The sequence below is a fragment of the Flavobacterium cupreum genome, assembly GCF_003996965.1.
In the GTDB taxonomy this organism is placed as follows: Bacteria; Bacteroidota; Bacteroidia; order Flavobacteriales; family Flavobacteriaceae; genus Flavobacterium; species Flavobacterium cupreum.
The window spans coordinates 39,180-48,090 of sequence record NZ_QWDM01000023.1 but is presented as its reverse complement, the minus strand read 5'-3'; the positions used below and the strand labels follow the sequence as shown (position 1 = coordinate 48,090).

Annotated in this window: 12 protein-coding genes; 2 read left to right on the top strand and 10 right to left on the bottom strand. The window is 34.4% G+C overall.

Annotated elements, in window-relative coordinates; translation table 11 throughout:
• Positions 1–94: 94 nt before the first annotated feature.
• Genes D0817_RS23435 through D0817_RS23425 form a run of 3 tightly spaced genes read right to left on the bottom strand, consistent with a single transcriptional unit; the run spans position 95 to position 1,568 of the window.
• Positions 95–607: a hypothetical protein gene (locus D0817_RS23435; protein WP_127340774.1), complete on the bottom strand. Its 513-nt coding sequence runs from the start codon at positions 605–607 to the stop codon at positions 95–97.
• Between the two features lie 4 nt (positions 608–611).
• Positions 612–848, bottom strand: a complete 237-nt coding sequence (locus tag D0817_RS23430; protein WP_127340773.1) for a hypothetical protein — start codon at positions 846–848, stop codon at positions 612–614.
• Between the two features lie 6 nt (positions 849–854).
• A complete protein-coding gene (locus D0817_RS23425) occupies positions 855–1,568 on the bottom strand; it encodes a transglutaminase-like domain-containing protein (RefSeq protein WP_127340772.1) in 714 nt (237 codons plus the stop codon).
• Between the two features lie 372 nt (positions 1,569–1,940).
• Here D0817_RS23425 and D0817_RS23420 point away from each other — a divergent pair, with 372 nt between their 5' ends.
• Both D0817_RS23420 and D0817_RS23415 read left to right on the top strand, forming a co-directional pair.
• On the top strand, positions 1,941–3,332 hold the full coding sequence (locus D0817_RS23420; RefSeq protein ID WP_127340771.1) for a hypothetical protein: 1,392 nt from the start codon (positions 1,941–1,943) through the stop codon (positions 3,330–3,332).
• 7 nt (positions 3,333–3,339) lie between these two features.
• A complete protein-coding gene (locus D0817_RS23415; protein WP_127340770.1) occupies positions 3,340–3,918 on the top strand; it encodes a DUF6705 family protein in 579 nt (192 codons plus the stop codon).
• A 55-nt stretch (positions 3,919–3,973) separates the two neighbouring features.
• On the opposite strand, the gene D0817_RS23410 is transcribed toward D0817_RS23415, so the two are convergent.
• The 7 genes from D0817_RS23410 to D0817_RS23380 form a co-directional block, all read right to left on the bottom strand.
• A complete protein-coding gene (locus D0817_RS23410) occupies positions 3,974–4,219 on the bottom strand; it encodes a hypothetical protein (RefSeq protein WP_127340769.1) in 246 nt (81 codons plus the stop codon).
• 4 nt (positions 4,220–4,223) lie between these two features.
• Positions 4,224–4,523, bottom strand: coding sequence for a hypothetical protein (locus tag D0817_RS23405; protein WP_127340768.1), 300 nt, complete (start codon positions 4,521–4,523; stop codon positions 4,224–4,226).
• A gap of 67 nt (positions 4,524–4,590) precedes the next feature.
• Positions 4,591–4,866, bottom strand: coding sequence for a hypothetical protein (locus D0817_RS23400; RefSeq protein ID WP_127340767.1), 276 nt, complete (start codon positions 4,864–4,866; stop codon positions 4,591–4,593).
• A gap of 97 nt (positions 4,867–4,963) precedes the next feature.
• The gene (locus D0817_RS23395) at positions 4,964–5,203 is read right to left on the bottom strand and encodes a hypothetical protein (protein ID WP_127340766.1); all 240 of its coding nucleotides are present in this window, start codon (positions 5,201–5,203) and stop codon (positions 4,964–4,966) included.
• Between the two features lie 214 nt (positions 5,204–5,417).
• Positions 5,418–5,675, bottom strand: coding sequence for a hypothetical protein (locus D0817_RS23390; protein WP_127340765.1), 258 nt, complete (start codon positions 5,673–5,675; stop codon positions 5,418–5,420).
• Positions 5,676–5,686: 11 nt separating this feature from the next.
• Entirely contained in the window at positions 5,687–5,908 is a 222-nt protein-coding gene (locus D0817_RS23385; protein WP_127340764.1) for a hypothetical protein, read from the bottom strand.
• A gap of 11 nt (positions 5,909–5,919) precedes the next feature.
• Positions 5,920–8,880, bottom strand: a complete 2,961-nt coding sequence (locus D0817_RS23380) for a primase-helicase family protein (RefSeq protein ID WP_127340763.1) — start codon at positions 8,878–8,880, stop codon at positions 5,920–5,922.
• Positions 8,881–8,911: the final 31 nt, after the last annotated feature.

Here is an 8,911-nt window from a genome sequence, read left to right as displayed (position 1 = left end):
GTAATAACGTAGTTGCCCCATTTGATACCATACCACCTAGTACCCCTCCTCCAATAATTACTACTTCTTTATTCATTTTTGATTAATTTAATTACTAACTCTTTTTTGTGGCTAAATAAATTCCGCCCAGTACGACAACCGCACCTACGGCATATAAAGCAGTATTATCCTTTGCAGGGCTTTGCAAAACAGTTGCACCCGTTGCAGGGCTAACGGGGGTTAAATCTCCGACAGGCTGTTCAGATTGATCTGCGTTAAACGTTGGGTTGGTAACAATTGGCGCAGGTTTTAAAGTGCTCACGGCCTGAACTTGTGGGTTAATGTTATTTTTAACAGTACTCACAATTGTTTTTCCAACGGCTGTTTTTGAAAGCGATGTCGCAGTATTGGCAATTTTACCAATAAAACTTGCAGAACCATCTGTCTTCTTAAGCGCTTTTGATAAAATACCCGAAACGGCTGAACCGCCAACAGGGATAAGACTTGTAGCAATTGGTAAGGCTGCTTTAGTAAGCTTTACCGCGTTTTTCAAACTCACATCCTTGATTCTGATCTTTTTCCAAAACGGTTTTCCAAGGCCACTATTTACATATACATAATCTTGCATCTGGCTATCTTTTAAGGGTTATTGGTCTTCTGTTTGATCGAACCAAACGTTTCTTTTTGTTTTTAAGCAACAAATGCGGTGCAAAGGCTGCCTTTGCAACTGTGCCCTGAGCCTTTTTTGAAAGAAGCAAATGCGGTGCAAATGCTGCTTTAGCTACGTTCTTTAAACTGACATTTTTAAGTCGAATCTTCTTTAAAAAGGATCTTCCAAGACCCGCGTCATTTACATTAACATGTATCATACTTCATTATTTATTAGATTTTCCAAATAGAAATAAACCTCCTAAAAGTGCTCCTATCCCTAGAAGTAAAGGTTTATTGGATTCCTTTGCAACGGTTTTGGTTTTTGTTGCAATTGTTTTGCGCTTACCCTTTGCAGTGGGAGCATTAAGCCCGTAATGCGGTAAATTAACTTCGGTGTCGTGTGCCATAGTGTATATAGGTTCTCTGTTATTACTTGTTGTACCGTCTATAATAAAATAGCCGTCTTTTATATCGCCTGTTTCTTGGTTAAGGGGTACAATTACGTATACATGAGTATACAGGTCAGGGCGAAAACTCGGTTGTTTGATTTGCCTGATATAATGGCGAATACCCATATTGGCCAGTAAACAACTGGCAAAGATGGAATAGGTTTTACAATCAACGCCCGAAACCCTTTGCCTGAAAGCGCAGGCAGGACTTCTAAGGTTTTGTTCGAGTCCATCGGCTTTGTACTGTATATGATTGTACAAAAACCAATAAATCTTATCACACGTTTCTTTCAATGAACTTTTTTGCAACACCTTTGCAACTTCCTTTGTCTGATGGTTATATTTTATAACCATTTCTTTAATCATTCTCACCGTATCAAAAGTATTGCCGTTGCCCAGTTTAGTCTTATCACAGCTAACACGTGGAAACAACGGTTCGTACTCCTGACCGCCTAAGATGTTCCTTTGTAACAAGTTATCAATATCCATTTATCTCATTTTCGTTCTTGTGTTAGGTTATTAGGCTGATTCGATTACAAATATGAATAGGATATAATGATGCGATAAAGGATTACTAAGGCAGGGTTTGATTTGTAAATGTTCGGATAGCTTTGCAAAGGTTTTGCAAAACCTTTGCAAAGGCGATAGCCCTAAAGATGGGGCTTACGGGAATTTAATCTACATTTTAAAACTTTCTTGTAAAAAAATACTTAGATTATTTGTTAAAACCGTCAAATAGTATACTTTTGATTTTCGAAAGAAAAAACTGTAATAAATGATATTTGTACTTAAAACAGTAAAGCAGCAATCATAAAAACAAGACGATAACTGCCAAAAGCTTAACTAATTAACCGTTAAAAAATGAATAGAAAATTAAAACAAATTACAAAAGTAGTTTTATGCAGTTTCATTCTCCTTGCCTCGGGTTGTGCCACTGACAACGAGTTTACCCAGCAGGAAGCCCAAATGAATCAGGCCAAGAACTGGTTTGATAAGTATGACGCCAACGGGGCGAATTATGCTTTATTTCAGAAGATGCAATATAATTGGAACCAGGCAAGCGTTACAAGATCAGAGGACGGGACAGAGACGATTATTGTACCCGTTACGGAACTTAAAAAAGATCAGCGCGAATTTTGGGAGCAGAAATTGTATATCTATAAATCAGATGAAGGTAGATATTCAGCCCTATTGTTCGAAGCCTATTCCAATAAGGATATTAAACCGGAAAGTCAATCCGTAGACGGTGGAGATTTTACAGGTTATATGACGGTTTGGGATTTGAAAAAAGGCGCTGTAAGGGCTGCGAAGTTTTTAAATAATCAGGTAGTTGAAGAGGGAGTAGCGGCATTTCCTAATGATAGAAGCAAGACCAACAAAGCTCCGGAAACTGGTGAATGTATTTACGCTGATTTTGGTGAGGGATGCCATAATGATGGTGGAGACGGTACTGGTAATGCAATTCCGTTAAGACCAGTTATTGTAACGGGTCCCAGTACAGGAACGCCAGTGATTTACACCCCACGTGGCCCTGTAATTGGAGGAACAACCCCGGGCGGTTATACTTCACCCGGTGGCGGAAATGGTGGCGGTGGTACTGCTCCCCCTCCTTCAACGGCTATAAATCCATGTGATAAAATAAAGACACTCTTAACAAATGCAAATTTTAAAGCCAAAGAAGAGGAACTTAAGAAAAAAACAAATTTAAAAGTTGAGTCTGGATATATGCAAAGTAAAAATGGTCCTTTTACACCTCTTACAGGAACTTCAAGTACGGAAAATTCAGATCAGATAAGTCTTGGATCAGATGCGAATACAGTAGGCTATATCCATACCCATCTTGACCCTTATGAAAGAGTACTGCCAAATGGTGAGACACAATCTGTAGCGCCGATAAAAATGTTTTCTCCCGGAGATGTGAAACAGTTTGTAATTTTGCTTCTAAATGCCAGTAGGAATAATATTCCTATTGATAATATTTACGGAACAATGGTTTCCAGTTCATCAACATATCAACTGAGGTTCTCAGGAAATATAAATGATGTTATTTTAAAAGGCGGCAGTATTAATTGGAATGGGTTAGATGACCTCTATAAAGTAGCAATGAGAGGAAATAAAGAATTGGGTTTTTTAAAATTTTTAAATGAACAAATAGGGATTAACGGGATTGAATTGTATAAAATTGAAGCCTCAGGAAATTCTAGAAAAACATTGGATAATAACGGAAAAGTATCAACTATTAATTGTAATTAAAATAAACATGAAAAAAATATTCATATTAGGAATTATTCTGCTATTTGCATTATCCTGCAAAGCACAAACAATTGAACCTATCGAAAAAGCGATCGACTACAGAACATCAGAAAATGGAATACCAGACAATACTTATTTAAAAGACATTAATAATTTACTTAATAAGTATGTAGGCACTTGGAAAGGTAGTTATGAAGGCAAAAACTATACGCTTTTTATAGTCAAAAATACTTCAAAATTTGATAAAATAACTGAAGACATATTGTTGACACGTTATTTAATTACGTCTTCAAATGGTACTGTATTGGAAGATACTAGAAATGTACCGGACAACAATACTTATGTGATAAAAGGAAATTATTTCAGCAAGGATTTAACTTCGTATGCATCAGATTTTACTGGTAAAAATTCTCTCTGTGGAAATGCAGGAACAGTATTTATTCGAACCAAAAATGCAGCAAATACACTAATGTCATTGGGTTTTGAACCGGATAAAATCATGATTTCTGAGGAAACCTGTCCCGGTTTTAAATTAGCAGAACTCACATTTCCACGTAACAACTCAATTATGCTTACTAAACAATAGCAATAAATAAAAACAGCTTTCAATATTTTGAAAGCTGTTTTTATTTACTTTAAAGTTATTTTGATTGAAAATCGATTTTAAGCCTACTTCTTATAAGGAAAGTATATTTGTCCTTGCCTTCGTCTAATACCTTCTTAAATAGCTTTATTTTGATTTCATCGTCATTTATATACTTCGAAAGCTTGTTTGCAGAAGTTAACTTTGTGTTTTTAACGTTGTTTTCCTTTGGATTCTCCAAAACACGGATAATAAAGTTTTGATTAATAAATGCATTTGTCGGATTATCGGATTTCTTTGCCATAAGATTATTGTTGTTTTTGTAAAGCCACTTTCTTGGCAAAATCTTCTCTGTATTCCCGCAACTTAATTTTCAATTCTTCGGAAAGAATAAAGCCGTCAGGAACCCCATTTCTGTCAATAAAAATTATGGCTTCAAATGTTGATATATTTTTAGCGAATAATCTTGTTCCAACAGAAATACATTTTCTGGTTTCACTTATAATATCGTTTATCTCTTTTCGGATATAATCAGCCGAAAATTGACTTATAAACAAATCCTGTAGTTGAGATTTGTTCCGTATATAATTTAAAGTTTTTAGGTTCATAGATTTTTAGTTTTGCTAGTTATTGAATTTGATTTACTGTCCGTTTTTTGATTGATGATTGATATGCTTATTTCGCCTTTTTCAGGAACTCATTTAATTCATTTATCTTTTTTGAAGCTGATTTGAAAAAGTCAATTTTTAAGTTCAGTTGGAAAATTTCTTCCTTCTTTGTGTTAATGATTCCGTTTAGTTTTTCGATTTCTTTTTTTTGCTCCAAATATTTATCGAGGCTAAAAAATAATATCTCAGGAGTAGTTTTAAAATTTTGCTCCTTTCCAACCTTTTCAAGTTGCTTTATCTGCGAATCTGTAAAACTTCGGATGTAAGTGCTTTTCTTTATCATGATGTTTAATTTGTAGATTTTTTTTGAAAAGATCCGGAGCTGCAGCGTTTCCAGGTTCGCAAAAAAATCTACTTTTTTTAAAGGTTAGTTTATGTTTTTAATAGCCTATTATTAGACCGCCCCCGATATACATAACCGGAATGCCGTCTTGCTTTTCTTGCGTTGATCTAGTGACCGAAACACTAAAATCGTGATCGTTTGTATGTTCGCCTTCATAATCCCAAGTGGTCAAACTTGCATACTTTTTGCCGTTTCCTGCAATGGTTATTTTTTCGGGCGGTATATTTTCTAAATCGGTTATGCAAATAGATAACCTGCGTAATCTTGATGTTTTCATATTTTGCTTATTTAGTTGTTATCTTTATCAGTAAGTATAAATGTTATGAAAAGTGTAAATACATAAATCAATCTTAGCCAAAAACCCCATTTATTAAGGTCAGTTGTCCCCGCTATAAAACTAAAAACCAACGCTTCTAAAAATATTATGATTACTGGCCTCATAAAGTATTTTATAAATAATCTTAATTTTTTTGCTTTCATATTTTGAATTTTTATTGTGTTATAGTTTCTTTTTCTTCGACTACTTCGATATCATCAAAAAGCCCCACAGGTACATAAATTTGATTGCGTGTGTACAATTCCCTGAATGTCGATAAATCCGTTTCATCTGAAAAATAACAAGGCTGAGTACAAATCGCGCCTGTTATCGATTGGGTGAAATAAATTGCACCGATTTTTTTGCGTCCAAACTGATCTGCAAAATCTTCCTTGTCAGCTACTCGAATTTTCATAAATACATATCGTTTCATAGTGATAGTTTTTAATAATTTTCGATTAAAAAGCTTAAAAACTCTTTTGTTAGTTCTTTACTTTTAGCATTTCCATGCAATACTTCAAAGTCTTGTCTTATTGTATAGATTAAATGAGAAACAATCAATTTGTTTGCTTCTAAAATGTTTAACGTTGTGTTTTCTTGTAACATTAAAGAACTTGACAAAAATTCGTCATTATCAAATTCAAAAGTAAATTCAGATACTTGCATAGTGATAGGTTTTAAAATGGTAAATCGTCAGGGCGGTCGCCTAAATTCAATTCTTTTTGTTCCGGTATTGAAACTTCAATATCATTAGTTCGCACATAGAAAAATTCAAGAATGTTGCGGTTTCCTTTTTCGTTGGTGTGCGGTTTTTTGATGGTTTTTTTATCAGCACTTAAATATTCAACAGGGTTGAAAGTCCAACCTTTCATTTTGCAATATTCTCCCAAACTCTTTTTAAAGTTCGTGGCTGTTTTTTTGTATTTTTCCCCGGCATGTGAGGTATACGCTTTTTGAACTTCATCACGCAATAAAAATCTGTTTAATGTCCCGTGTACTATTTCTTTTGTTGCGCTGTCTTCATCGATCATAGAAAGAGTAAAGTAGCTATCACACCAATTCATAAAGTTTTCACCCATTGAAGCTTGTATGTTGGTCAAATGAATATTAGTTTGCGGGGCTTGCAATTCGTTATCCCTGTTCGATAAATACAACTGGCAACACTCCATTAAGAAATAATAAAACTTATTCCATTGCTTTTCATCCCAGTAGCTTGAAAACAAATCTTTATTATTGAAGTCATGGGAAATTTTACGCTCTTCGTTGTATTTATCGGTTTTTACGTGATAGTAATCTGAAAATGAAATAAAGAACAAACGCCCTAATGTGGATTGATTTATTTTACCGATACCAAAATTTGAAGTTGCAGCCATTTTTCCCGCATCGTGAAACTCAACGTTGTAGGGCTTCTTTGTTTTTGGATTTACAGAAATCGGACCCGTAACCCAGTTATAAAAAAATTCAACACCTAAATACTGGTCAATATCTTCAATTCGCAAATAATCGTTTTCCTTTGTAAAACCATCCAATAAGTGAGAATTAGTAGTTATGTTTTTTGACTTCCCATTGATATAATAATGATTGTTCAATAGTTTATCTATACCATTTAAAAGAACTGACTTCCCGGAACGTCCGTTGCTGTCCTCTTCGCTTTCTTTGGGAGCATCATCCATTATATAAATGAATTTTGCAAAGGATTCAATTTTGTACCTGTGTAATAAATAACCGATTCCGAAGCATTTATTTAAGAAGTGTTTTTCCTGAATTAATCGCTCACTTTCTGTCAAACATTCAGCAGAAAGATTAAAACGGTTTTCGTCGTGATATTTTTGTTTCGCTTCTTTTAGTTCCTTGTTATTTGAAAAATCCCCGAAAGGCTCTTCTAACTCTTTTCTCCAAGACATTCGAGAGCCGTTTATTAGATAATTCATGAAGTCACAATCCTTTTGCAAAATTTCTACCCTATCGTTGCAATTGTCGTCTTTGTAGTGGCGGAAGCTTTGCTTTTCAGCAAAAATGGTTTTATTTACAATTCTGTAATCCCAAACATAATTTTTCAAATCTTTGTAGGGTTTGAGTTCGATACCGTCTTTTGAAATGGTGGCAAACTGATTTTTATAAAAGAATGTTTGTGTTTCCTCTGTAAAATTTTTAAAATCCAAAACTATTTTATCCATTGATAAAAGCTTTGGTTCATTAAATTGCTCCGTATTTTTTATAAGATCAATAACTTCAATCGGCTGGCCTTTTTCAATCAGGTACATTTCCGTAAATTTTCTTATATCATTAGGGAAAAATTGCTCTACAATATGCTCGTTTATCCTGATGAAAATAAATTCCTGAACGCCTGTTTTTTCGGTGTACTTTTTCTCCGGGTAATACAAGTGAAATCCTTTTATCTTAAGGAAATAATGCAAATAAGAAGTTTTGACAGACCATCGTTTGGATTTTTCGTTTTTTTCAAAGAATTTCATTTTTAATGCACCTGTAAGAAGGTTTCCAAACTGGAATTTAACAGCACCTAAATCCGCTTTTTTGTAGAATTTCATCCAGTCCCTGAAATCTTTGCCGTTTGTTCCCAGTTTTTCTTTAGGAAGCCAAATACTTTTCATATTCCAAAACTTCTCAGCAACTTCATAGCCATATTTAACGCCCGATTCGTCAAGATCAGGAAGATTGTAAATGTTTTTACAGATTTCCTTTAGTTGGTTGTATTCTGTGTAATTGATTTGTTCACTTTCGGAGTTGTACCAAATCAGATCATAACCTAAACTCGCAACATTTAATCCGTCAGAACCACCCGAAGCGACTATACAATTTGGTATTTTATAGGCGTCACGTTCTTCAATTAATCTAATTTCAGTGGTTTTATCGCCTTTTGTTTTTTTTATTTGCCTGTTGAAATCGTCAATTTTATCATCATATTTTTTGATAATTCTTTGCAATCCGTAAACGTGACGAACAGGTTTTTTACCTAAATAACCGTGTTTAAAACTTTTATCTTTTGAAAAAGGAGCATAAGTTTTGCACCAAGTTTTTTCAGGCATATAGCAAAAGATCGGGAAACTTTCAGTTGCCGAAACTTTGATATGATTTTTTTGGTTTGTCTTTTTATTGATGAATATTTTTTCATAATATTCTACGCTGAAAAAATCGTATTCTTTGGCCAATTCAGCAGTTACGTAAGTTCCGATTATATCAAGCTGTGTATGCTCTTTTGTGACAACATTGAACCAGTCTAAGGGGCGTTTGTCTTTATCGTCAAGGGTTGTTATTTCGACCGTGGCAGTAAAAAAAGTATTGTTCCCGTCAAGATTAAACCATTCGTACAACATTTTTAAACAAGGGTAGAAATCTAAACCGCTTTGCTCCATTGCAATGCCTATAGGGGTGAAAAAATCGCCTCCAAAATCCTTAACACGCCAATAATTAACCCCGATGCTACCTTTTAGACCTTTATCGTTTTTTACCAAATAACAGGACGCAGATTTATCTGTATCTCTGTATCTAAAAGCGTTTTTGTCGTTTTCTAACGCTTTGCTGAAACCGTCACAATTGTCAAGATATTTTTTTATGATATCTAAACCGTTATCGGTTTTCTCGTAAAGTGTTTCAACGTTAAATTTATAGTTAGCCATTATAGGTATTTACTGGTTTGGTGTAGTTTGT